Origin of the sequence: Grimontia kaedaensis, from assembly GCF_023746615.1 — a bacterium.
GTDB lineage: Bacteria > Pseudomonadota > Gammaproteobacteria > Enterobacterales > Vibrionaceae > Enterovibrio > Enterovibrio kaedaensis.
Genome location: NZ_CP082276.1, coordinates 32,345 through 53,844 on the forward strand (window position 1 = coordinate 32,345; position 21,500 = coordinate 53,844).

Annotated in this window: 21 protein-coding genes and 1 pseudogene; 11 read left to right on the plus strand and 11 right to left on the minus strand. The window is 47.5% G+C overall.

The window, feature by feature from the left end; translation table 11 throughout:
• The first annotated feature begins 170 nt into the window (after positions 1 to 170).
• The 3 genes from K6Q96_RS17105 (at position 171) to K6Q96_RS17115 (ending at position 1,378) form a co-directional block, all read left to right on the plus strand.
• The gene (locus tag K6Q96_RS17105; protein ID WP_251881252.1) at positions 171 to 428 is read left to right on the plus strand and encodes an antibiotic biosynthesis monooxygenase family protein; all 258 of its coding nucleotides are present in this window, start codon (positions 171 to 173) and stop codon (positions 426 to 428) included.
• Between the two features lie 101 nt (positions 429 to 529).
• Positions 530 to 1,006, plus strand: coding sequence for a peptide-methionine (S)-S-oxide reductase (locus K6Q96_RS17110; protein WP_251882391.1), 477 nt, complete (start codon positions 530 to 532; stop codon positions 1,004 to 1,006).
• A gap of 21 nt (positions 1,007 to 1,027) precedes the next feature.
• Complete coding sequence (locus K6Q96_RS17115) at positions 1,028 to 1,378, plus strand: rhodanese-like domain-containing protein (protein WP_251881253.1); 351 nt, start codon at positions 1,028 to 1,030, stop codon at positions 1,376 to 1,378.
• Positions 1,379 to 1,421: 43 nt separating this feature from the next.
• On the opposite strand, the pseudogene mltC reads toward K6Q96_RS17115, so the two are convergent.
• The 4 genes and pseudogenes from mltC to K6Q96_RS17135 form a co-directional block, all read right to left on the minus strand.
• Positions 1,422 to 2,535: pseudogene (gene mltC / locus K6Q96_RS17120) on the minus strand (membrane-bound lytic murein transglycosylase MltC); the annotation flags it as partial.
• Positions 2,536 to 2,690: 155 nt separating this feature from the next.
• The gene (gene lhgO, locus K6Q96_RS17125; protein WP_251881254.1) at positions 2,691 to 3,878 is read right to left on the minus strand and encodes an L-2-hydroxyglutarate oxidase; all 1,188 of its coding nucleotides are present in this window, start codon (positions 3,876 to 3,878) and stop codon (positions 2,691 to 2,693) included.
• A gap of 149 nt (positions 3,879 to 4,027) precedes the next feature.
• Positions 4,028 to 7,795 (minus strand): EAL domain-containing protein, encoded by a 3,768-nt coding sequence (locus K6Q96_RS17130; RefSeq protein WP_251881256.1) that lies wholly within the window; start codon positions 7,793 to 7,795, stop codon positions 4,028 to 4,030.
• Between the two features lie 179 nt (positions 7,796 to 7,974).
• Positions 7,975 to 8,337, minus strand: a complete 363-nt coding sequence (locus K6Q96_RS17135) for a nucleotide pyrophosphohydrolase (RefSeq protein ID WP_251881257.1) — start codon at positions 8,335 to 8,337, stop codon at positions 7,975 to 7,977.
• Positions 8,338 to 8,562: 225 nt separating this feature from the next.
• Between K6Q96_RS17135 and K6Q96_RS17140 the strand changes: the two genes are divergently transcribed.
• The 7 genes from K6Q96_RS17140 to K6Q96_RS17170 all read left to right on the plus strand — a co-directional run bounded on the left by K6Q96_RS17140 (position 8,563) and on the right by K6Q96_RS17170 (position 15,392).
• Positions 8,563 to 9,141, plus strand: a complete 579-nt coding sequence (locus tag K6Q96_RS17140) for a DedA family protein (RefSeq protein ID WP_251881258.1) — start codon at positions 8,563 to 8,565, stop codon at positions 9,139 to 9,141.
• A gap of 47 nt (positions 9,142 to 9,188) precedes the next feature.
• Entirely contained in the window at positions 9,189 to 10,265 is a 1,077-nt protein-coding gene (locus K6Q96_RS17145) for a D-alanine--D-alanine ligase (RefSeq protein ID WP_251882392.1), read from the plus strand.
• A 44-nt stretch (positions 10,266 to 10,309) separates the two neighbouring features.
• Complete coding sequence (locus tag K6Q96_RS17150; protein ID WP_251881259.1) at positions 10,310 to 10,849, plus strand: DinB family protein; 540 nt, start codon at positions 10,310 to 10,312, stop codon at positions 10,847 to 10,849.
• Positions 10,850 to 11,605 carry an NRDE family protein gene (locus tag K6Q96_RS17155; protein ID WP_251881260.1) on the plus strand — a complete coding sequence of 252 codons (756 nt, stop codon included), beginning with the start codon at positions 10,850 to 10,852 and terminating at the stop codon, positions 11,603 to 11,605. It abuts the gene before it with no gap.
• A gap of 333 nt (positions 11,606 to 11,938) precedes the next feature.
• Entirely contained in the window at positions 11,939 to 12,364 is a 426-nt protein-coding gene (locus tag K6Q96_RS17160; protein WP_251881265.1) for a YHS domain-containing (seleno)protein, read from the plus strand.
• A 34-nt stretch (positions 12,365 to 12,398) separates the two neighbouring features.
• Complete coding sequence (locus K6Q96_RS17165) at positions 12,399 to 14,144, plus strand: bifunctional lysophospholipid acyltransferase family protein/GNAT family N-acetyltransferase (RefSeq protein ID WP_251881267.1); 1,746 nt, start codon at positions 12,399 to 12,401, stop codon at positions 14,142 to 14,144.
• A 312-nt stretch (positions 14,145 to 14,456) separates the two neighbouring features.
• Positions 14,457 to 15,392: a ketopantoate reductase family protein gene (locus K6Q96_RS17170; protein WP_251881270.1), complete on the plus strand. Its 936-nt coding sequence runs from the start codon at positions 14,457 to 14,459 to the stop codon at positions 15,390 to 15,392.
• 48 nt (positions 15,393 to 15,440) lie between these two features.
• Here the strand turns inward: K6Q96_RS17170 and K6Q96_RS17175 are convergent, their stop codons facing one another.
• The 3 genes from K6Q96_RS17175 to K6Q96_RS17185 all read right to left on the minus strand — a co-directional run bounded on the left by K6Q96_RS17175 (position 15,441) and on the right by K6Q96_RS17185 (position 17,716).
• Entirely contained in the window at positions 15,441 to 15,956 is a 516-nt protein-coding gene (locus tag K6Q96_RS17175; protein WP_251881272.1) for a porin family protein, read from the minus strand.
• Between the two features lie 214 nt (positions 15,957 to 16,170).
• Positions 16,171 to 16,878 carry a DUF445 domain-containing protein gene (locus K6Q96_RS17180; protein ID WP_251881274.1) on the minus strand — a complete coding sequence of 236 codons (708 nt, stop codon included), beginning with the start codon at positions 16,876 to 16,878 and terminating at the stop codon, positions 16,171 to 16,173.
• Positions 16,879 to 16,957: 79 nt separating this feature from the next.
• Positions 16,958 to 17,716 (minus strand): isocitrate lyase/PEP mutase family protein, encoded by a 759-nt coding sequence (locus K6Q96_RS17185; protein ID WP_251881276.1) that lies wholly within the window; start codon positions 17,714 to 17,716, stop codon positions 16,958 to 16,960.
• A 214-nt stretch (positions 17,717 to 17,930) separates the two neighbouring features.
• Here K6Q96_RS17185 and K6Q96_RS17190 point away from each other — a divergent pair, with 214 nt between their 5' ends.
• Positions 17,931 to 18,620 (plus strand): hypothetical protein, encoded by a 690-nt coding sequence (locus K6Q96_RS17190; protein WP_251881278.1) that lies wholly within the window; start codon positions 17,931 to 17,933, stop codon positions 18,618 to 18,620.
• A gap of 29 nt (positions 18,621 to 18,649) precedes the next feature.
• Here the strand turns inward: K6Q96_RS17190 and K6Q96_RS17195 are convergent, their stop codons facing one another.
• From K6Q96_RS17195 to K6Q96_RS17210, 4 genes are all read right to left on the minus strand, one after another.
• Positions 18,650 to 19,495, minus strand: coding sequence for an ATP-binding protein (locus K6Q96_RS17195; RefSeq protein ID WP_251881280.1), 846 nt, complete (start codon positions 19,493 to 19,495; stop codon positions 18,650 to 18,652).
• Positions 19,488 to 19,727, minus strand: coding sequence for a hypothetical protein (locus tag K6Q96_RS17200; protein ID WP_251881282.1), 240 nt, complete (start codon positions 19,725 to 19,727; stop codon positions 19,488 to 19,490). The genes K6Q96_RS17195 and K6Q96_RS17200 overlap by 8 nt, the downstream gene beginning before the upstream one ends.
• Before the next feature lie 100 nt (positions 19,728 to 19,827).
• A complete protein-coding gene (locus tag K6Q96_RS17205; protein ID WP_353621801.1) occupies positions 19,828 to 20,400 on the minus strand; it encodes an EAL domain-containing protein in 573 nt (190 codons plus the stop codon).
• A gap of 240 nt (positions 20,401 to 20,640) precedes the next feature.
• Entirely contained in the window at positions 20,641 to 21,093 is a 453-nt protein-coding gene (locus tag K6Q96_RS17210) for a hypothetical protein (RefSeq protein WP_251881284.1), read from the minus strand.
• Positions 21,094 to 21,500: the final 407 nt, after the last annotated feature.

Here is a 21,500-nt window from a genome sequence, read left to right on the forward strand (position 1 = left end):
TAGCTTTCTCTCTTCATTCCAACCGTTGAATATCATACATAAACAGCCCTTTGAGGGCTGTTTTTCGTTGGAGAGGATGAATATGTATGAGGACTAGCGGACAAATTTCACCAAGTGGGATTTTACCGTGTTAAGGTTTTCAAAGTTCAGCGAGTAACAAGGAGTTTGAGATGATCGCAAGGGAATGGAAAGCACGGTGTCCAAAGCACCATGAAGAGGGTTTTATTGCTTATCTTTATGAAACCGGGGTAAAAGAAACGTCTGAGACTGAGGGTTTTCGGGGGGCGCAGATATTCAAGCGCGAGATGGATGGAAATTCAGAAATTACTTTAATCAGCTACTGGAAAGATCTGGAGTGCATTAAGGCCTTTGCGGGTGAAGATATCGGCATTGCCCGTTTGTACCCGGAAGATGAAAGTACGAACTGAAACCTGACTTTCACGTGTCTCACTATGAAGTCGTTGAAAGTCGTTTAAACCAATAAACAAGATACTCATTAACAATGAAAAAAGCTTCGCCAGAAAAATCGTTGGAAGAGATCTACTTTGCAGGTGGCTGCCTGTGGGGTGTTCAGGAATTTATGCGCCACTTGCCAGGTGTAGTATCCACAGAAGCGGGAAGGGCAAACGGCACCAGCGACTCAACGGCCGCACCTTATGATGGTTATGCCGAAAGTGTACGAACACAATTCGATCCTGACACGGTCTCTGTCATGACGCTGATGGGATATTTCTTTGAAATCATCGATCCGCACAGTGTGAACCAGCAAGGCGAAGATGTCGGCGAGAAATACCGCACAGGCATATACAGCAAGCATCCTGATCATTTGACTATTGCCCGCGAATTCATTGCGGCCAGGGAAGATGCGGAAAAGATTGCAGTGGAAGTCTTGCCCCTGAGTAACTATGTGCCGAGTGATGATGAGCATCAAGACAGGCTGACCCGTTTTCCTGATGACTATTGCCATATCCCTCTGGATTTATTACATAAATACAAGAAGAAATAGATTAAAGCCAAGGATGAAGGAATGAACAGAACAATCGCATTAACCCTGACACTTTGTAGCGCCTTGCTGGTGGCGCCTGTGGCTTCGGCAACGGAGCGCGCAGAGTATGGTTGGGAAATGATTGAGCAGGGCGCGATGGTGGTGGATGTTCGTACTCCGGCTGAGTTCGATGATGGCCACCTGAGTGGTGCACTGAATTACCCTGTGACGGAGCTGGATAAGCACATCCAGCATTTAGATAAAGACACACCGCTGGTGTTGTATTGCCGCAGCGGCGTTCGCTCGGGTGCAGCCTATCAATATCTGTTGAGCAAGGGCTTCACCAATCTTCACAATGCAGGTGGTTTTGAAGAAATGAAAAACGCGAAGTAAATGACTTCGCGTTTCCAGTTAAACCATTTCTGGTAACTGCTGAAATTTTCCCTTCATTAAAGTCTTTCTGGAAGTAGAGCACCTTTTGCAGGTAGCGTCTCGCCTCGTCTTTCGGGTGTCGGGTTGTCAGGGCATCGTAGACCTGGCGCGGAGACTTACGATTTAGCTCTACCATGGCCTGTTTGCGATCGTTATGGAAGGTGGCCAGAACACCGCCGGTGCCGCCGTTGTAGGCGGAAATCATGCTGAAGTGTTTGGATGAAGCGTTCTTCACATCACGCAGATAACGGGTTTTCAGAATGTGCAGATACGCCGTGCCTGTGTCGATATTGTTAGCCGGATCGAACAGGTACTCTTTGGTCGGCATTCCCGGCTTTTTCTTCACCAGATTAAACACATCTGCGCCTGCTGTTTTCGGGATCACCTGCATTAACCCGTATGCGCCCGCATGGCTGACCGCATAAGGGTTGAAGCTGCTTTCGGTTTTGATCACCGCATAAATCAGATCTTCTGGAATGTCGTAACGCTTTGAGGCGTCGCGAACATAGTGTGCATACTGGTATTCGCGCTGCTCCAAATGGTCTTTCACCATATCAATTTGCACGTAATAGGCTTTGCCGCGCTTGATGGTTTTGCTTTGTAGCTTGTTGTTGATGAGGTAATCCGCAAAGCGGTTTGCGCGCCATTCCCACTCAATCGATTTGCCTTCCTGATCGACAATCTGACCGAGGAAAAATGGCTTTCCGGTGAGCTCAATATCTTTGTCCGTAAACTGCTCGACGTGCTTGGGGTCAGCGGGCATTAATACCGTTTGAACGATGGCTTTTTGGCAGCTTCTCCATCGGCTGGCGCTGGGCAACGGTAGAAACATAGATCTTACCTGCCTCAAAGTCGATGTGTGCACGGGTCTGATAACCGTCCAGATACTTCACATAGCGGTGTTTGCTGGACTCGACATACTCATCGTCGTCCCATTGTTTTTTCGCTTCTTTCGCAATATAAGCGAACAGGGCGTTGATTGCCTTTTTGTTGGCATCAGACACGGGTTGGCTGGTCACAGGTGGCGGTGTGTTATCGCAATTGCAGTCCGGGGTTTCGGGCGCTGACGAGCAGCCAGCAAGCAGGGTTGCTGACAGCAGAAGAATGGTTTTTTTCATCGTCACTTCTGATTGTTGTTTTTGTTCTTAGTGAATAGAGGCGACGATGCTATGCCTGACCTTTAAAAAAGGAAAGAATTTTGTCGGCATCGAGGGAGCGAAAGATAGAAATTTTGCACTAGCACACAAGGTGTTAGCGCGCTTTTTGAGCAGGTCTAGTTGAGTTGTTCGACGATATGTTTAGCGATAGGAAAGCAAGATGTTGCTGCCGGTGAAGGTGCATTGCAAACGACTAATGCGTGTTCGGTTTTGTGGAATAGGAAATCATCAACCAGATCGCCATTTGGATAGACCGCTTGAGCGCGAATACCGGAAGGGTAGGAAAGCAAATCCTGATTGGTCAGTGAAGGGCAATACTTCTGCACTTCCCTTAAGTAGCCCGGTTTCCAGAACCCATTCCTGAGCTCCTTCATGGCGGATTTGAAATTGCGGCGAATCACTTTGTAAAACCCCGGATACTGCAGCATCTCAACCACGTCACTCGGAGAGAAAGAAAAGCGAGAGTAGCCTTCACGGGCAAGGCTTAACACCGCATTTGGGCCAACAGTGACTGAGCCATCAATCATTTTGGTCAGGTGAACGCCGAGGAAGGGCAAAGCAGGGTCAGGGATGGGATAAATCAGGCTGCTGATAATGGCATTATGTTCGCTCGCCAGTTGATAGTAATCGCCGCGAAACGGCACCATTTGGAAATCGGGCGTTTCACCCAGCATGCGCACAATGCGATCTGACATGATGCCTGCACAGGAAATCAGCTTGCCGGTATGGAAGGTTTGTTCACCTGCCACCACAGTCACGCCATCTTTGGATTCTTGAATGTACTCAACAGGATGACTATAAAAAACATCCCCACCGCGCTCCTTGATCATACTTCCGAGCTTTTGGCAGATCTGGCGATAGCTAACGATGCCTGTGGAAGGGATAAAGATAGCACCAAGACCTCTGATATTTGGCTCTTTATTCTTAAGCTGTGCCGTGTCCAGCACATCGAAATCCAAGTCGTTGTCAGCTGCGCGGATTTTTAATGCTTCCATGCGTTCGAGTTCAACTTTACTGGTGGCAACCAGCAGTTTGCCGCATTCCTCAAAAGGGATTTGGTGTTCGGTACAGAAAGCTTTGATGGCCTGATTCCCTTCTTTGCAAAAGCGGGCCTTCATACTGCCGGGCGTGTAGTAGACACCGGCATGGATGACACCACTGTTGCGTCCAGTTTGGTGGCTGGCAGGCTGAGGTTCCTTTTCGACCACCACGACACGCGCATTGGGGGCCTGCTGTTGCAGTTCACTGGCGACACTCAATCCAACGATTCCTGCGCCAACGATCAAATAGTCGCAATTCACCATGTATCAATCCCTGATAAAGCCATTTTTAAGAAGTCTGATTGAATGCTAAATCGTCAATGATGGGAAGGTGTTAGGAGTGACTCTGTGACACGAGATATACCCAAACGGTCTGAATGCCTGATCTGCATACTAATTAGATGTGAATAAAGTTAACCCGCAGATTTTCTATTGCTGGCAGCATCTTTCTCATAGGGATTTCTGATGCCTGCCTTAGAAGAGGAGATGACACGGCCAAGGGGGATTGGCTCTCCATACACATATCCTTGGGTGTAATCCAGACCCACTTCGCGCACATGGTGAAGGTCTTCCTCGCTGTTGACTTTATGCGCGGAAGTTTTAACTTTCAGTGTATCTGCCACCTGTTTGATAGAGTCAACAATGCGTTTGTCGACCTTACTCGACTTCATCATTGAGATAATGCTGCCATCGATTTTGATCAAGCTGATATTGAATTTGCGTAGGTGGCCAAAAGAGGAGAGCTCTGAGCCAAAGTTGTCGACGGCGACTTCGCATCCGAGTTTACGCAGTGATGAAATGATGTCTTGAGAGCGAATGGTGTCGATAAGCAAAGTGCTCTCTTTGATTTCAATACAAATCTGATTGGCAGGAAGCACGCTTTCTTTGATGAGCCCAAAACAATAGCTCATGAAGCTTTGGCTGTAGAATGCACCAGTTGAAATATTGACAGCAACACCCAATCCAGTCTCAGCGAGTGCATCCGCCTGCTCGACAAGCACCTCATTAAACACCCAGCGCTCAATGCTGATCAGGCGACCTGTCGGCTCAGCAGCTGGGAGAAATTCGGCGGGAAGCAGTAAATTCCCTTCTTCGGTGATCAGTCTGACCAGCACCTCATGCCAAGTAGGGAGCTCTTGGCTATTGGGTACCAATGGCATGCTAAGTAGACTGAAAGAATTCGTGGATATGGCGGTATCAATACGCTGCAACAGGAAGTCGCGACGGAATGAAATTCCATCATTCAGCAATGAAGGGTCGAACACTGAAATGGCCGGCTTGCAACTTTCCGTCAATGATTCGAGTGCAACCTGCGCTTGATATATGATTTGGAATGGTGTGTTTTGCTGTGCATCGGCAGTGGTCAAGCCAATTGAGCAATTCAACGGGTAAGATGTTTCGCCATGTTGGTATTTTAATGAGCAGATTTTCTCTGAAAGCTTGTGCAGAGATTGCTGGGCGTTTTCGGTAGATTCGTTGGGCAGCAAGAGGCCAAAATGGTTGTCACTGAGTCTGGCAGCATTCTGTTTTCCAAAAGACTTGATAATTAAACCGGCTGATTTAACAAGTTGATCCCTGATTTGGTTACCAAACGCATCGGCCAGCGATTCGAGTCCGCCTATTTCCACGACTGCCAGTGTGTGTCTGTCTGACGATTTTTCGAGACTGTCGATGTGGCCTTGCAGGTTTTGTTCAAAGGCATGTCGGTTCGGGAGCTTGGTGAGCATATCTACAGCCGACTGTTCTTCTTGCACTGCAACCTGCTCTTCCCTCGAAGCTATGTGATGATGGAAGGTGATCACCCATCCGTTTGGTGCATTTCCGTTGGGGATAACCGGAATTACTTCTAAATAGACCTGTTGTTCCTGATGTTGCTCAGTTTGCAAGGTGAAGGTATCGCTTAGGCGGAAGTCCTGATGGTACGCAGAGAGTAGGTGAGCAAAAGTGTATTGATTTTGGCGGTCAAAAATATTGAAGTGCTCATCAATATTGGTGCCGACCAGCTCATTGTTCGGTAGGCCAGTAAAAGCCGCAGCATGGCGGTTGATGAAGGTGATTCTGAGTAGGGAATCGAGCGTTATGATGCCATCACTGACGGATTCAGCAGCGGTTGAGAGTAGCAAGTTCTCCCTTTCGAGCTGCACGTTTTCGCGGTAGATCGTGGTAGTCTCCTGACAAAGCCCGATCAGGCGTGAACCGGTGTCTGGGTGTATTACGCGGGCGAGAATATGGTGGCACACCACCAGACCATTGGCATTCCTCACCTGAATGTTGAGGTCAAGCTGTTCGTTATAAATTTTCGATACGTTAAACATGGCCTCGAGTTGGTGTCGGTCTGAAGGCAATACTTTATCTCGCCACAGGGATTTAGATACACCGTCGCTTTCTTGAAGCCCGTATAAGGCATACATCTCGGTATTCCAGTAAATCTCTTCCGTTTCTGGGTTGTACTCCCAAAGGCCGAAATCGCATACCTGGCCGACAAGTTCAGCTTGCTTAGCAGCGAACGCCTCTTGCAGTGAAAGCTCGCGTTCATCATCAATATCGGTGATGGTACCAATCACTTTGGTGGTTAGGCCATGGCTGTCATGTTCGATAGGTTGGCAATGATCCCTCACCCAGCGATAGCGTTCATTGTCATCCAGTAACCGATATTCAATGGCACCAAATTGGCCGCCATTGTATGTCACTGCGTGTTGATATTCTCTGAGATCATCAGGGTGAATACGGGACATCCACTCGTAAAGTCGTTTGATGTCACTGGCTTTTATGCCAATTGCCTGGCTGGCGTTTTCTGAAAGGTGCAGGTACCTGGTGTGGCACTCCATTTCATAAACCGTTGTACGGTTGATACCGAGGGCAAATTCAAATTTCTTCGACCACATTTTCCGTTCATCATCGAAGCGGCGATCTTTGTCGATATCCTGAACCTGGTAGATAAACTGCTGGGTATTTCCTGTCCATTTGTCCCTGATGATAGAGACACCAATGCGCGTCCAAACCACTTGTTTGTTTTTGCGCGTGAGGCGAACTTCAGTTTGAAAGTTATTGATTTTACTTGAAGAGAGTAATTGAAGCTGCTCATTGGCGGCATTTTTGTCACGATGGAATACAAGCTTTCTGAAGGTTTTCTTTGTCAGCTCTTCTGCGGTGTAACCAATCAGGTCGATGAAACTTTGGTTAGCGTTAGTGATTCTCCCATCCGGTTGCACCATCACAGTGCCAATCACAGAAGATTGCATGGCATTTGAAAACAACTCCGCACGTTCATCGCTCATTTTCTGAATCTGAAGCAGGCGCGCTGATTTTATAGCAAGAATAGCACCCAGCAACATTGCACCGCTGATAGGTAAGAGCAGATTCATTATACCATTGGGTTCGGACGATATCGTTAGGTTTTCACTGGGATTAACCAATAGTAAGTCCAGTGTTATTGATACCACGAAGGCGGTAAAAAAAGCTGAAAGCCTATCTAAAACAACACCTGCAATGGTTAATGCTATGGCGATAGCAATAAAGGGGAATGTGACTTGTGCCAGCAACCAGCCGGATAAAGCTGCAATGAGAAATATCGTTGCCAGTGTGGACGGCTTGTAGATGCTTGATGGTAATTCTTTGTTATTTTTTAGTACCGTATAAATAAAGGGAGTAATGGAAAGAATGCCAACCACGTCACCCAGATACCATGCTGGAGCGACAGCTTCAAACGGAATGGAGAGTTCTCGGTTAAGTACCCATCCCCCTAAAATAGCGCCAACCATTGGGCTGATTAACACCGTAAAGAAAACAAAGAGAGTAAATGCTTTCATGGACAGAAATGGTTCTGTATTTCGGCTGATATAGGCGAAAGATACACTACCAAGGGCAATCGTGGTGCTGTTAGCGGCGGCGAGTTGCAGACTCTGTACCACTTCATCGCCGAATAGCAGATTCGAGAATAGGATGGCGACAAAGGCGGCGCCAATTAATGCGAGGCGTTGGCATGAAGGCGCAAGGGCAATCATGCCAATAGCAAAGGCATTGGTATACCAGATAAAGGCTGCACTTTCAGGCTGCCTAAGAAGGTAAATAGCAAATAAGGCGAGAAAAAGGCATCCGAAAAAAAGAAGCGTGACCCGGAGTAAAACAGCGTTCTCAGGAAATATGTCCTTGGATTCGTTCGGTGCTGCCGTTGGAGTCATTGTTTCATCCGTTGCTTTGAGTCAAATAAGTGCATTTTCCCTATTGGTGGGCGTCGACAGCTAAGGTACGCCGAGAGGGGAAGTTTTGTCTCAAAAGTTTAGATGATGTCTTATTTTTGTGCCGAGAAAACCTTTTGGCCCACAAAGGCATGTAAGCGGTCTCGTACATGCCATTACGGTTAAAGTTCGTTGTATTTTACCGCGCGGCCAAAACATTTCTCCGGAGGGTATTTTTTCCGGTTATGTTCGATTTTCTCATCACAGGCTTTTTCTAAATCAACGCCGCAGCGATCTGCAATGCGTATTAGGTACAGTTGGATATCTGCCAACTCATGCTCAAGTGCTTGTCGTTTCCCAGGGGGAAAGTTCTCAGCTTGTTCCGGTGTTAACCATTGGAAAAGCTCAGACAGTTCTCCGACTTCACCACTCAATGCCATGACCAGATTTTTTGGGCTATGGAACTGTTCCCAATCCCGCTCACGGGCAAATTCAGCCATTTCATATTGCAGCCGAAGAAAAGCACTTTGTGGTTTATCCGTCATGAGGGCGTGTCCTTGAGATAATCTGGAGTGACGAGGTCAACAGCCTCTAGTGTGTCACGAATTGAAGCATGGGAAAACTGAAGTTTTGCATTGCCAGAATAGTCATTAAATCAGATATATACCTGTCCTTTTTTTGTGAAAAATAAGAATTTGTTTTTCAGCTGAAAGCAAACGCCTGCCAATCCTGTCTATTCTGTAACGAGAATATTGAGTCAGGCGCCTACCTTGAACGATATCACCACAACCTTGTTGACCTATTCCCCGGTGACCCTCTTTTTCGTGGTGATCCTGTTGTCTTATCTACTTGAAGATTTAGCGATTGTGACCGCCAGCGTTGCAGCGTCGCAAGGTGTTATGTCAGTGCCTGCAGCGCTAGCTGCCATTTTTGTTGGTATTGCGACTGGTGATATTGGTCTTTACGCACTGGGTTTGTGGGCACGTCGCTGGAGAAAGCTGCGCGGATTTTTGCTGACCAAACCGAGCGGAAGAATGATACGCCGGAAGTTGCGTGCCCACGCGTTTGGTAATTTGTTCTTAATTCGCTTCGTGCCAGGTCTTAGGTTTGTCGGTTTTTGCCTGAGCGGTTTCTTCCGTGTCGGACTGAAACCCTTTTTATTGGCCGTGCTGGTTGCTACTGGGCTCTGGACGGTACTGGTTTTCGTGCTGGTTTACAAACTGGGCGAAATTGAATGGATTAATAACCATCTCAGCTGGGGACTTATCCCAGTTGTGGTGATCTTGCTCATTGCCGTTAACCGCGTTGCAGTGAGCAAGCTCAAGGAGAAAGCCGTTTGCACAGATTAAAGCTGGTGGAAGAGAAAACCTCTCCTGCTTTACCGGTTAACCATGGCATGCCGCCTTTAGACATGAGCGGCAAACCGGTGTCGTTTTTTGAATTTTGGCCGGGTTGGGTGTTTTACGCCCCGGTTGCCTTGCAATGGATATGGAACGGGCTGAAGTTCAGAAGCTTTGGTTTACCGTTGATAGCAAACCCAGGCATTGAATTGAGTGGCATGGTGGGTGAATCCAAAGACGCTATCTTGTCACTGGCTGGTGATACAGCCAAGCCTTGGGTATTGCCTTACATCATGTGGGAAAAATCTTCGATGCCGCCTGAAACACAGGCACATCAGGCGCTGACGGCATTACATCAGGTAGGGCTCGGCTTTCCTGTTGTTGCCAAGCCAGACTTGGGCTGTCGCGGTGCGGGTGTACGTTTGGTCGAGAACAAAGGCGAGCTGGAAGAATACCTGCGCTTGTTCCCAGATGGCGCCCGATTGATGTTGCAAGAAAAGGCGCCTTACAACGCCGAAGCAGGCGTGTTCTATGTGCGTTATCCCGATCAGAAAAAAGGTCAGATTTTCTCCATGACCCTGAAATACAACCCTTTCGTGGTGGGTGATGGAGAAAGTAATCTCGCCCAATTGATTGATGAGGATTCCCGTGCCGGAAAACTCGCGCATTTATACCGGACGCGCCATGAGGACAAACTGGATCTAGTCTTGGCAAAAGGGGAAACCTTCCGCCTTGCTTTTGCCGGTAGTCATTCTCGCGGTGCGATTTTCCGCGATGGGCGTGACTATATAAGCGATTCATTAGCCGAGCGCTTGGATGAAATTTTTGATGACTTTCCCGGTTTTCACTATGGGCGGATCGATCTCAAGTTCCGGGACATCAACAGCCTGACGCGAGGTGAGGATTTTGTGTTGCTGGAAGTCAATGGTGCAAGCAGCGAAGCCGCGCATATCTGGGATCGCGGTGCGACGCTCAAGAGTGCATTCGGTACCTTGCTGGATCAATACCGCATGCTGTTTGAGATTGGTAGTTTGCAGCGAAAGGCCGGGCACAAAGTCCCTTCTTTGTTGGAGCTTTACCGAGCATGGCGTCGAGAAAAGGCGTTGGTTCGTGATTATCCGTCTACCGATTAAAACAATAAGCAATCGAGAAAAATCAGTCGATTTGAGGGGATACAATGTTAGCGAGAGACACCAGGCCATCACTGAATGAACCCACTACTGTTGAGGTAGAAGGGTGTCTTGATGTGGCGGCGCAGGCGCTTGAGCTTTTGCACCAGCTTTCTGATGAGCAATATAACTTCGTCGCAGCGCCGTATTTGCAAAGTTCAATCGGCCAGCACATGCGCCATATTCTTGATGTGGTCCATGCTGCTTCCGCGCGGGAAATCGATTATGACGTTCGCCGCCGTGCGCACCCTGTGGAAACCGATAAAGAGATTGCGATTTTGGAATGGCGACACCTTTGCGAATGGTTGGAAAACCTTTGTGAAGCAGATATGGATACCGCGATTGATGTGCGTCATGAGGTCAGTCTGAACCGTCAGGCTGCGGCAAAGTCAGCCTCTACACTTGGGCGCGAGCTGGCATTTGTTTCCAGCCATGCGGTGCATCATTTTGCGCTAATCCGTGTCAGCTTAAGTGCACAGAATATCAGCGTTGCAGAGACCTTTGGCCTCGCACCTGCCACTCTCAGTCATTTCCGTGGAGAAAAGTGAATGTGTACTGTCAGCTGGTTGCTGAACGATACCGGATACGACGTTTTCTTTAACCGTGATGAGCAAAAGGGTCGTTCCATTGCGCGTCCACCCCAACGTTTTCAGGACAAAGGCACAGTGTTTCTGATGCCGATGGATCCTGACGGTGGCGGTACCTGGATCGCCACCAATCAACATGGTCTCTCCCTTTGTCTGCTCAACTACTATCAGGGAGATATCCCTGAGTTGCCTCTCATCAGCCGAGGGCTACTGGTAAAAATGCTGGCGTCTTCACCATCTGTGTCAGAAGTGGTTAATACGCTCAATGGCCTTCATATGGGCTCCTACGCCCCTTTCACCTTGTTGGTATTTGCGCCCGATTTAAACGCGCACAACGGCCATGTGATTGCTTTCCAATGGGATGGTCACGTGCTGACTCAGCGACCGAGTGTTGAGCCAATGATCTCCTCGTCTATGGCGTTTCAGGAAGTGATGATTGCAAGGCGTGAGGCTCTCAAAAATATCATGACAGAACCGCAGACGGTCGAGAAAGCGTGGGCGTTTCACCGTAGTCATGTGCCGGAAGCGGGCTACAAATCCGTGTGCATGCACCGGGACGATGCCAACACAGTGAGCTTCACACACCTCAGCGCCACACCGGGGGCAATGGAAATGGTGTATGTCGATGGATCACCGTGTGAAAACGTTCCAACGGCGACAGAAACCTTGATTCGAAAAGTGCCAAACATGCGTTTGGTTGCCAGCGAAAAAAGGTGAAATTTTTACCTCTCCGACAGGTTCTTATATAGGGTCTGTTGACCTTTGGTGATGATTTTTGCAGCAGTTTGTGGGGACTTTATACAAGGCAGAGGCCTTGATGTGTAGCTGGCCTACATGAGAAGCCTATAACGCAGGAGAAAGTCCCCACAAACGCTGCCCGAAGGGTTCTGCCCTAAGCGTTTTATGCTTTGTTGAGCTGTATTTGCTTAGAACAACTAGGCGGCATACACCTCGCCGCGCCTAAAACGCTTATGGCTAGAACAAAATTTCACCACCAAATGTCAACAGACCCTGGCAAGCGAACCTGCCCAAAATAATAAGGAGTGAAAGATGTCTCGCGTACTGTTACTGCTAACTTTGTTGTTCTCACCACTGACGTTTGCCGCCGATGTTTACACTGGCTTTTTCAGCAACAAAGCGGTGAGCGGTTACGACACTGTGTCTTTCTTCGATGGCACACCAGTCAAAGGTAAATCAGATTTCAAAACTGAATATAAGGGTGCTGACTGGTTGTTCTCCAGTCAGGAAAACCTCGACAAATTCCTCGCCGATCCTGAGAAGTATGCACCTCAGTACGGTGGCTATTGTGCGTGGGCAATTGCTGAGAAAGATGACCTGGCACCGGGCGACCCTGAGTTCTGGACCATCGTTGATAACAAGCTGTATCTGAACTACGACGATTCAGTACAAAAAGCATGGGAAAAAGATATCCCAGGCTTTATCGACCTTGGCGACAAGAACTGGTCTAAGCGTTAAGCCAACCTGTTTAACTGTAAATGGAGAGTCGTGAATGATCAGTCCCTTTCAGCTCCCGAGAAAAACGCCGTTTGGTGTGATTGAAAAAGCGCTGGAGTCCTTGACAGGTCTCCGGGCATTGGATAAGCACTACCGCCGTCGTCCGGAAGGGATAGATACCGATCATTTTCTCTCCTATACCCTGGATGTGCTCGGCATTGACTACACCGTCTCTGCCGAGGATATGAAAAATATCCCGGCTACTGGCAGCACAGTGGTGGTGGCCAATCATCCGCTCGGTGGTGTGGAAGGGGTGATCCTCGCCAAACTACTGCGTCAGGTGCGCCCTGATGTGAAAGTGCTGGCAAATTACTATCTCAAACGTATTCCTGAACTCAGCGACATCTTTATCGGCGTTGACGTGTTTGAAGGCGAAAGCGCACGTAAGGCAAACCTGAGAGCGTTACGTGAAGCGCACCAACACGTCAGCGACGGCGGATTATTGTTGATTTTCCCAGCCGGTGAAGTTTCAACCTTTGACCAAGATGGACAGCTCAAAGACAAGGCATGGAGCCGCTCAGTTGCTGCTTTGGTGAAAAAGCACAAAGCGACAGTGTTACCGATTTATATTGGTGGTCAGAACAGCCGCAGATTCTATCGGGCGGGGCGTATCCATCCGTTGCTCCGTACCGCGATGCTGGCACGTGAACTTCTCAATAAACGGGGCGATTCCATTCCACTCTCTATTGGTGAAATTATCGCATGGAAAGAGTGCAGGTCATTTGATAGCGACGACGCCTTGGTGAATTATCTAAGGCTCAATACTTACCTACTCAACCGCGAGCAAGCGGTGACTAACGTTGAGTTGGAACATGCAGGTGAACCCATCATCGCACCGCAGCCGGTTGATGACATAGAACAGGAGCTGACGACATTACCGGCAGAAGCAAAGCTTCTATCGTCTAATGAGTTTGAGGTCTACTGCACGGAAAGCGCGAATATACCGGTGATCCTTCAGGAAATCGGCAGAATGCGTGAAGTGAATTTTCGTGCTGTCGGTGAAGGCACTGGCATGGTCTGTGATATCGACGAATTCGATGATTACTACCTGCATCTGTTTATCTGGGACAGGGAAGCACGTCAAATGGTTGGTGCTTACCGTTTGGGTAAAGTGCAGGAAATCGTGTCAGAGAAAGGGTTGGATGGCCTCTATTCCCGTAGCCTTTTCCAATACGAGGACCGCTTTGTTGAAAGCATGGGCAACTCGTTGGAAATGGGCCGTTCGGTGATTGATGAAAAGTATCAGCGAAGCTTGTCAGCTCTGCTGCTACTTTGGAAAGGGATTGCTGCTTATGTGAGCAAACATCCGGATATCACCACCTTGTTTGGCCCCGTCAGCATCAGCAACGACTACCCGTTGACTGCGCGTCGACTGCTGGCTGAGAGTCTGAGTGTGCATCACTATGATAAGAGCATTGCTCAGCTGGTGGAACCGACGACACCGCTGGAAACTTCTTCGCCTGTGCCATGGCATACCTCAATGCTGGCTGGGCTTGGCGATTTGCAGTTGTTATCGAGAGTGATCAGCCGCATGAGCCAAGGTTTAGGCGTGCCCGTGTTGCTGAGGCAATACCTTGGCTTAAATGGCAAACTGGTGTGCTTTAACGTAGATCCAGCGTTCAACAATGCCTTGGATGGTTTGATTATGGTGGACTTGCGCCATGTGCCTGCTAAGACGCTCGGCAGATACATGGGCAAAGAGCAAGCGGAAACCTATCTCGACCACCATCTGCAAAAATAGATGGTATCTGTTTTTTACTGGAAACGTGTTTTGGCGACAATTTCTAGCTAATCAATTTAACAATCAACGTCCCAATAACGGTACTTTTTTTTAATTGTGCTGTGTCATCATTATTGCTCATGTCTGGTTACTCCCTAGGCTGAATACAGCGGAGCTTGCGCGGTTAACATGCATCCATTGTACTTTCTGTGTCTCAAATCGACCTCGGTTAGGCTCAATGCAGGCTAAACGCTCCATGGCTCCTAAATCACTTTAACTATCAGTAATCCTCTATTTTCTGAGCGATTACCCCAACAAGATAGGGAATGAGTTATGCGAATTGCGATGCTAGGAGCTGGCGCAATGGGGTCTGTTATTGGAGGGCATTTAGCACTTACTGATAACGATGTGGTTTTGATTAATATTGATCCTGAATTTGTAGAAGCAGTAAACAAATCTGGGTTGATATTGGAAACAGGTAATGCAGAGCACATCGTGAAAGTGCTTGCTGTCACTGAAACACAACACCTCGAGCCATTTGACTTAGTAATAGTGTTGGTCAAAAGCTTTCACACCCAAGCAGCGATTGAGTCAGCCATTAATCTGGTGGGAGAAAATACCATGGTCATGTCTCTGCAGAATGGCTTAGGGCAAGAGTCTTTGCTATCAGAGGTAGTAGGCCGTGAGCATGTTATTGCGGGAAAAACCTATGTCGGTGGCATGATGCTGACTCCAGGAAAGGTGAAGGCCGGCGTCGCGGGTAAAGAGACGATTATTGGTGAGATTGATGGTCAACTGACCCCAAGAATCAAAGAAGTTGAGCGTATCTTTAATGACGCTGGTCTGAAGACGGTTGCCACTGACAACATCATGGGAGCAATGTGGGATAAGTTATTGATTAATGTTGCCGCAGGGGCGCTCTCAGCTATTACTGGATTGAATTTTGGTAATCTCTACGACATACCTTCAATTAAACAAACAGGTGTTGAGGCTGTTGCTGAGGCAATGAGAGTCGCAAGTGCATTGGGTGTGACACTGTCATTAGCCGATCCTGAGGAAGCATGGGTCAAAGCATCAGCAGGACTTCCTTTTGACTTCAAACCGTCTGTTCTTCAAAGCATCGAAAATGGAATGACGACTGAGATTGATTTTATCAACGGCTTTGTGGTTAGTCAGGGGAAAGCAGTAGGGATTCCAACGCCGGTTAACGCCACATTGGTTGCCTGCTTAAAGGGCGTAGAGAGAGGACTCAACCCTAAAAAAGCTTAAATTTCACAAAAAAGCGCCGGAACCCGGCGCTTTTTATGTTCATAACAGTTAGAAATTCAGGCTGGCACCGACACCAACAGAGCTGGTTTCTGCACTGCCCGCATCACGGTAAGTCAGTTCTACCGCAAGGCCAGGACCAATACCCGGAGACAGGTTAATACCTACCGCGCCCAGCAGACCCCAACCATCCTCTTTTTCCATCGCATAAGTATTGTCGTAATAGTTGCCACCGCCACGTACATACACATCACCTAGGACGATAGGAATGTTCACCTGAAGTGCTAAAGGGATTGAGGTAGAGGTGAAGTCTTGATCTACTCCGTTTTCATCTGGAATATCGGCAGTCGTTTCGCCATAACCCGTGTAAATACTGGTGAAGTCGTTTAGGTGCAGCTTACCGTTAATGGCCCAGAAATAACCGGTCGCGCTGCGGCCCTTATATTTTACGTCGGTAATACCTGCATCTGCACCGACAGAGATAGGCAGGATCAGCGCAGAGGCCGAGGTTGCAAAAAGGGCTGAACTTAATGCAGCCAGCGTTATCAGTTTCTTAGATTTAGCCATGTGGTCACCCCGTTTATAAAAGCGCTCACCAGTAGCAAGCTTGCGACAAAACATATGGAATTCAGTTTAGGAGTGAATCGGCAGTGTAGCGGGGGAACTGAACAGCTTTTAGCAACAAGATCAGATATTTGTGAGCTGTACCCAAACAATCTGCTGTTAAAGTGACTAAAACGGCACCCAAAGGTGCCGCAAGCTTACATTGGTGGAGGCTTTATCAGGCCGCAACGAGTGCTGAAATCACGCCAATCACACCACCGAACACACCACCCCAGACCACGAGCCAGCCAAGGTGCTCGCGGATCATCTTCTGAACGATTTCTTTGACCATTTCTGGTGTGAGTTCATCCAGGCGTTGCTCGATAACCGACTCGATGTTAGCCGTGATATCGCCCATCATTTCCGGTTGTTCAACTTGGTCTTTCAGCGCCTCAAGGAAGTTATCTTGCTGAGTAATTTCAACCACCGAAGTTTTCATTTTCTCCACGAATGGCTGGCGCAGTGGTGCCAGTGCTTCCGAACCACCCATCATGGCGAGCATACCGCCAAAAGGACTGTTGTTAATCACTTCTACCAGGCCATCAAACGTTGGGTTGAAATCGATTTGCTCAATCACAGGCTCAAGATTCATAGCGGTGCCGTCAGACATTTCTTTGTTCAGAAAACGGTCAACATTTTCCTTGGTAAAGAACTGGTCCATCATCAATGACTTAATGCCAAGCTTAAACGCTTCGAAACGCGCCTGGATAACGCCAGAACCATACAGTCCCGGCACTTTTTCAAACAGCATGTGTACAGCCAGCAAGTTGGTCAGCGAGCCGGACAGCGCAAATAAACCACCGTAAAGTGCCAGTGGTTGTTCAAAGTAGTAACCCGCTGCAAAAACTGATGTCGCGATAAGATTGGTCAAAAAGCTTTTGTTCATTGTTTTTGCTCAATTTGTGCACTTGGAATTGGCGATGATTTTAGACAAGTCGGAGACAACGAACAACATGGCTTTTACATCAAAACAGAAAAGAGAAAGACTGACGTTCCTGAATTTTTGTAAGAATGCGGCTAAGGGAGTCCTGCAAATAACCATGGACATAATTACCCATACTGACCCGATTGACGCCTAATTGTTTAAGCGTGAAGAAATCTGGCAGGGTGGGCGTACACATGACATTCAAAGGAATCGCGATCACATTTGCAATGGCTTTGATATCTTCTGGCTTTGAGAGAAATGGCACGAACAGGCCATTGGCTCCTGCATCTGCATATCGCTGTGCTCGTCCAACCGTTTCTTCCTTCGCGTTATCTAAACCAAGCAAAAACGTATCGGTACGGACATTGATAAACACTTCATTTCGCTGACTGCCCAATAGCTTGATGACATCCCTAAGTTTCTGCTGGAAGTCATCTGCGTTTTCAAGAACTCTTTCGCCTGCATGCACTTTACTGTCTTCGATGTTAATACCTTTGACGCCCATCTTGATGAGGGTGCTAACGTTATCTGCGATCTGCTCCGGGCAATCCCCATAGCCGGATTCAATGTCCACATTCAGCGGCAAGGTAGAACAGGCAAGGATCCGCTTGACGATGAACAAGAGCTCATCGAATGTCATGGCTTCGCCATCTTCATAACCCAGAGAATGCGCAATGGCAGCGCTGGAGGTGCCAATGGTTCTGTAGCCCAGTGACTCAGCAATTTTAGCGCTGTTTGCATCCCAGACATTTCCCAGCAAATACATTGGTTCGCTGGTGGATAACTGATAAAAGTCCATATGTGCTCCGTTTTTCTACGTAAAGTCGAGATAACTTTATCGTGTTTAGTCTTGATTGCTGGCCGAATACGGAACTGAACCCAAATCGCAGTTGAACAAGAATGATTATTCCCGCGAAGTTAGAGACATAGCTCAGAGTTGAAGCACGAATATTTACCGTATGGATAGTCCACACCTACACTCATTGCGTCGACGGAATACGTAAAGAATTGGAATGACACTTCGTTTTGGGATTGCCGTTTTGCTAGCCTTGTCGTTAACCGCTTGCAGTGCAAACAACCGTCCCTTTGAATTTAAAAATCTCGCCAAATCTGACATGGACTTGATCACGGATATCCATATCGTGGAAATTCGCGATGCGATCCGCGAACTCACCGTGAAACTTTATAAGCGCAATCCTCGAGAGTTGGCCAAGGTGCCGGAGATGACCGTCTCTGAGCGCCTCGATGCTTTCATGACGGTAAAAAGACCAGAAGGAGGCTATGCAGAACTCGGAGGATTGGATGGGGTGGATGCACTTTATCTGGCGTTCTCAGAAGAATTCGAGGGAGACAGAGTCTTTGCTTTGATGGTTGGTATTACCGGCATGATCAGCGCCAGTTACAACAACCAGCTAGAGTTTTACCTTCTCGACGATATTGATCAGCAAAAGCTCTACAATAGTGCCCGTAACCTGGAAACTGTCGCCTGGTTGCTTAATACAAGGAAAGACATACAGGGTGAACTGATGTTACTGAGCAATGGTATCGCACTGGATGGCACACCCAATTACAGCTATGAGCGGGTGTTGGCAAAGATGATCGTGATTCAGGATATGATGGCCAAGATGGTATCTGACAGCACCAATCGCCATATCAACCAAGTCGTGCATGGTGTGGCGTCCATGACATTTTTCCCTATCTAACGATTTCCTTCTGAGCGGGATTATAGGGACTACCCACGGCCTTCTTTACTCAGTATCGCGCGGATGTGTGCGATGAGTTCATTCACCCTAAGTGGCTTCAACAAAAAGCCTTGAAGCTGTTGGCTTTCCCCGATTTGGTCGGCGAAATCATTGAGTCCTGTGTAGAGCACTACCGGCAGGTCTGGACTATGTTTGCGGGCCTCATTGATGACCTGAAGCCCGGTTAGTTGAGGCATGGCCTGATCGGTCACAAGAATGTGGTACTTATCTGGCTTTCTTCCTATTTCCCAAAGCGCCTCAAGTGGGTCGCTGAAAGTATCCACCCGAAGACCAAAAATGGGCGGGTTGGCTTTCACCACTTCAAGCATGACTTCTTCGTCATCAATAAAGACCACATTGGGCTGATCCTGATTTTCCTCGAGAGGGATGCCTGAAGAGGGAAGGCTTTCTGGCCTTATCATATTGTCTTCGGAGCGTTTGCTGTAAAGCGGAAGGTATATGTTGAACTCTGTACCTTCATTAATGCGTGTTTTGACGTTTATTCCACCTTGGTAACGGCTGATAATACCGTGCACGATAGAGAGACCCATTCCGGTCCCTTCGCCGTGAGCACGGGTGGTGAAAAACGGCTCATAGATGTGTTCCAACACCTTATCGACGATGCCAACGCCGTTATCTTTTATGGTCACTCTCGCAAACATGCCGGGCTGTGCCAACCACTCAGATTCAATGTCTTGGGCGGTGAGCTCGACCACTGAAACATCAATTGTAATCTGGCCTTCACGACCTTTGCAGGCGTGATCAGCGTTAATGAGCCGCTCATTCTCTGCTTCAAGTTCCGCAATGCGTTTTCGCAGCTCATCGTTCTCAGACATTATGAGTATTTACATCACTGTAGAAAAAGCTGATGTTGGTGACCTTCTGGTTGACGCCGCGGTGAAGGGAGGCGATAGGCTCCTCATCGGTGGAAACCACGTCCCAACAACGATTCGCCTGTTCGTCGTCTTCAAAGAACATGGCCACAAGTCCTTCTTGGTCTGGCGGGGCGAGGTTGTATCCGGGGTGGGTACGACGGGAGAAGGACTGCCATCCAATATTTAGTCCCATGTCGTACAGTTGTTTGGCATAAGCAGCCAAATTCGCTCTGATCCTGTTCAGGTTTGAGCTCATACAATCCGTGCATTGAGATCAAAATAGCTTCCTTGTTTTAGTTGTAAATCTGGTGGTTGAAATTGGCGTTCCAGCTCATCAAGGCTTTAATAGGCATAGGTTTAGCAATGTAAAACCCCTGCGCGGAATCGCACCATTCGTGTTGCAAGTGCTCGTAAATTTCGTGGGATTCAACACCCTCTGCGATGACCTTGAGTTCCATGCGTTTCGCTAGGTCGATACAGGAGCGGACGATGTTTAGAGATTGAGCGTTGCTGAGCATGGTTTTAGTGAAGGACTTATCAACTTTGAGCTCAGAAAACGGCAGAGTGTGGAACAGTGAAAGCGACGAATACCCAGTGCCGAAATCATCCAGAGATAGGCCAACACCTTTGATTCGAAGATTAACGAGAATATCCAAAACGTTCTGATTGCCTTCCAGAAACTCACGTTCAATCAGTTCCAGTGTGATTTGATTGGGCGCAATCAATTTCCCGGCGATCAGGGAGTTAAAGCGGAATTGGTACTCCGGTGTTACTAGGGATGAGGCGCTGACATTAATGGAGATGGACTTGAAATGCGGGAGCTCGGTCAGTGATTCAGCATCTTCAGGTTGTTTGGGTATAAAGATTAGGAATTAATAGAAAAGAAAAAGGACAGGCAATATGGAGTCAGCTCAACTGAGCATTGCCTGTCCAAAATGCAAATAATTGCATTGAAATAAATTACACCAACTACAAGGAACTTCCATGTTGTTTTACCAGATACCATCAACGCTGCCTGATGATGCCAGTAAAGTGGAGGCGGTAATGTATTGGGTGCATCAATTTATTACCAACCAAAAGGCTCGCTACCATAGCCAAAAACGAATTTAAAACTGTTCAATACTTTCGCTATCTTCATGAATAAACCGCTTTGATATACCATTTTCCCTAACGAGCAACCCTGATTTATTCACGTGATATTTGTGATTGATCTTTTGTCCATTGATCAATGCGCCTATCACCAGAAAACAAAAGTGTGCGCCAACCTGACAATCTATTTGATAATTCCCTTTTCCTCCGTGCTTCAATGCCTTGGTGACTGAGCCGTCATGGCTGCTGACCATTGTGACCCGCGATACTGAGGCAATCCTCGCCTGCTTGTCTTCAAAAATGACTTTTTCGCGTGTCTGTTCGCTATCTATGCCAAAGTGGGAATAATAATAACCACCTTGTCGTAATGCGGAATTTAAATCAGCTTCGCGCTGGTCACTACTATTAACAATACAAGCTGTTAATAGAAAGCTAGAAATTGTTACTGCTAAGCATTTAACTTTTTTCATGGGATATCTCCCATTTTGTTAGTGAGTGTGAACACCCTGCTTAATCACATTGTTATTTTTATTTGACTCGATAAAAGGAGCCATTCCCCTAATGTTTAATAACCTGCTTGTTGTGCTTATTACAGGTGCAAGTTCAATTACAGTATTCGTGGAAGACGCGTTTTGTTTTTCTGATTTAAGCTTTATTCAAGAAGCGAAATTTTAAAAGTAAAAATTTACGTAAGGTTGAATGGATGTTAAATAAATGAAACATTGGTGTCGGTTTATTTAATAGTGAATGGTGAGGATTCAGGAGTGTCGCGCTTTCAGTACGCTAGTGATTTTGAGCTATTTGTATGATTTTAATAATGAATTTGAGTTTTTTCGAGATGGAAGACATTGCAAGCTGCTGCGCATGAAAAACACCA

What these genes read in the sequence shown, in the direction of transcription:
- K6Q96_RS17105 (WP_251881252.1), top strand. Translation starts at nt 171, where the DNA reads ATGATCGCAAGGGAATGGAAAGCACGGTGTCCAAAGCACCATGAAGAG.
- K6Q96_RS17115 (WP_251881253.1), top strand. Translation starts at nt 1,028, where the DNA reads ATGAACAGAACAATCGCATTAACCCTGACACTTTGTAGCGCCTTGCTG.
- lhgO (WP_251881254.1), bottom strand. Translation starts at nt 3,878, where the DNA reads ATGGTGAATTGCGACTATTTGATCGTTGGCGCAGGAATCGTTGGATTG.
- K6Q96_RS17130 (WP_251881256.1), bottom strand. Translation starts at nt 7,795, where the DNA reads ATGACTCCAACGGCAGCACCGAACGAATCCAAGGACATATTTCCTGAG.
- K6Q96_RS17135 (WP_251881257.1), bottom strand. Translation starts at nt 8,337, where the DNA reads ATGACGGATAAACCACAAAGTGCTTTTCTTCGGCTGCAATATGAAATG.
- K6Q96_RS17145 (WP_251882392.1), top strand. Translation starts at nt 9,189, where the DNA reads ATGCCGCCTTTAGACATGAGCGGCAAACCGGTGTCGTTTTTTGAATTT.
- K6Q96_RS17150 (WP_251881259.1), top strand. Translation starts at nt 10,310, where the DNA reads ATGTTAGCGAGAGACACCAGGCCATCACTGAATGAACCCACTACTGTT.
- K6Q96_RS17155 (WP_251881260.1), top strand. Translation starts at nt 10,850, where the DNA reads ATGTGTACTGTCAGCTGGTTGCTGAACGATACCGGATACGACGTTTTC.
- K6Q96_RS17160 (WP_251881265.1), top strand. Translation starts at nt 11,939, where the DNA reads ATGTCTCGCGTACTGTTACTGCTAACTTTGTTGTTCTCACCACTGACG.
- K6Q96_RS17165 (WP_251881267.1), top strand. Translation starts at nt 12,399, where the DNA reads ATGATCAGTCCCTTTCAGCTCCCGAGAAAAACGCCGTTTGGTGTGATT.
- K6Q96_RS17170 (WP_251881270.1), top strand. Translation starts at nt 14,457, where the DNA reads ATGCGAATTGCGATGCTAGGAGCTGGCGCAATGGGGTCTGTTATTGGA.
- K6Q96_RS17175 (WP_251881272.1), bottom strand. Translation starts at nt 15,956, where the DNA reads ATGGCTAAATCTAAGAAACTGATAACGCTGGCTGCATTAAGTTCAGCC.
- K6Q96_RS17180 (WP_251881274.1), bottom strand. Translation starts at nt 16,878, where the DNA reads ATGAACAAAAGCTTTTTGACCAATCTTATCGCGACATCAGTTTTTGCA.
- K6Q96_RS17185 (WP_251881276.1), bottom strand. Translation starts at nt 17,716, where the DNA reads ATGGACTTTTATCAGTTATCCACCAGCGAACCAATGTATTTGCTGGGA.
- K6Q96_RS17190 (WP_251881278.1), top strand. Translation starts at nt 17,931, where the DNA reads ATGACACTTCGTTTTGGGATTGCCGTTTTGCTAGCCTTGTCGTTAACC.
- K6Q96_RS17195 (WP_251881280.1), bottom strand. Translation starts at nt 19,495, where the DNA reads ATGTCTGAGAACGATGAGCTGCGAAAACGCATTGCGGAACTTGAAGCA.
- K6Q96_RS17200 (WP_251881282.1), bottom strand. Translation starts at nt 19,727, where the DNA reads ATGGGACTAAATATTGGATGGCAGTCCTTCTCCCGTCGTACCCACCCC.
- K6Q96_RS17210 (WP_251881284.1), bottom strand. Translation starts at nt 21,093, where the DNA reads ATGAAAAAAGTTAAATGCTTAGCAGTAACAATTTCTAGCTTTCTATTA.